This is a genomic window from Caballeronia sp. LZ034LL, assembly GCF_031451215.1.
Taxonomy (GTDB): Bacteria; Pseudomonadota; Gammaproteobacteria; order Burkholderiales; family Burkholderiaceae; genus Caballeronia.
Genome location: NZ_JARUXR010000015.1, coordinates 1 through 1,286, shown reverse-complemented (window position 1 = coordinate 1,286; position 1,286 = coordinate 1). Strand labels below are relative to the sequence as shown.

Sequence of the window (1,286 nt, the reverse complement as noted above, 5' to 3'; positions counted from 1 at the left end):
GTGTAGTGGTCTAACAATCTTGGACACTTCTTAAAGGTAGACTTTGATCGACCAACGAGGTGTCAAATGGGCAGACGAGAGTTTTCAGAGGAATTCAAGCGCGAGGCGGCGGGACTTGTACTGGAGCATGGGTACACGGTGACCAAGGCGGCGAAGGCGATGGGAATCGGTGAGAGTGCGTTGCGGCGCTGGATAGGTAATCGCCGGCCGGTAGGAGGTGCGTCAGTGAGCGCAGTCGAGAGCGACAACCCCGAGCAGTTCCGGATCCGGGAACTTGAGAAGCGAGTGATGGAGCTGGAACGGGAGCGCGACATTTTAAAAAAGTCCACAGCCTTTTTCGTCAAGGAATTGGATCGCGATACGAAGTGATCCAGCAGGCGGAGAAGGCGTTCCCTACGGAGGTTGTGTGTCGTGTGGTAGAAGTGCCGCGCAGCAGCTACTACGCGTGGAAAGCGCGACAACGCCAGGAAAATGCGGCGCGAGTGGGACTGGTGCGCGAAGTGCAGGCCATCCATGCGCAGATGAGGCAGAGCTATGGCAGTCGCCGCATGTCGAAGGAAATGCGCCGGCGGGGTTATGCAGTGGGGCGCGAGCGCGCACGTCGGCTCATGCGAGAAGGCGGAGTGCAGGCGCAGACACGTCGCACACATCGCTATGTAAAGCGCGAGCAGAGCGCTGCGATTGCCGAAAACCGGCTTGATCGGAAGTTCGCCGTGACGGTGCCCAATCGGTTCTGGGCGGGCGATGTGACGTATATCTCGACACAACAGGGCTGGATGTATCTGGCGGTGGTGCTGGATCTGTATTCGCGGCGCGTAGTGGGCTGGGCGACCTCGGGTTCGTGTGACACGTTTCTGGTGATCCGCGCGTTACAACTCGCGCTGGAGATACGGCGTCCCGACCCCGGGCTGATGTTTCACTCAGACCAGGGAAGCAACTATGCGAGCCTTGCATTCCAGCAGTTTCTCAGCGAGCGCGCGATTGTGCAGAGCATGAGCCGCAAAGGAAACTGTTGGGATAACGCGGTCGTGGAGCGCTTCTTCTGCAGTCTCAAAGGAGAATGCACCGGTGAGCGCGCGTATCGAGATCACGCGGAGGCACGAGCTGACGTACTGGACTACATCCTGAAGTTTTACAACCCGCACCGATTGCATTCGGCGGCGAACCACATGCCGCCAGCCGAGTTCGAGGAAGTAAAGAAGGTCGCGGTGTAACTAGTGTCCAGGATTGGTGAACCACTACACCCCCGCCCCGGGGAGGGGCAGTGCTAATAGACCGACGCGAAA

General features: G+C 58.8%; 1 protein-coding gene. It reads left to right on the top strand.

Annotated elements, in window-relative coordinates:
* Positions 1 to 66 precede the first annotated feature (66 nt).
* Positions 67 to 1,214, top strand: a protein-coding gene (locus QCE83_RS34970; RefSeq protein ID WP_309821462.1) for an IS3 family transposase whose coding sequence is annotated in 2 segments (ribosomal slippage) — positions 67 to 325 and positions 325 to 1,214 — 1,149 coding nt in all. Because the reading frame shifts where the segments join, the coding sequence is not laid out codon by codon here.
* Positions 1,215 to 1,286: the final 72 nt, after the last annotated feature.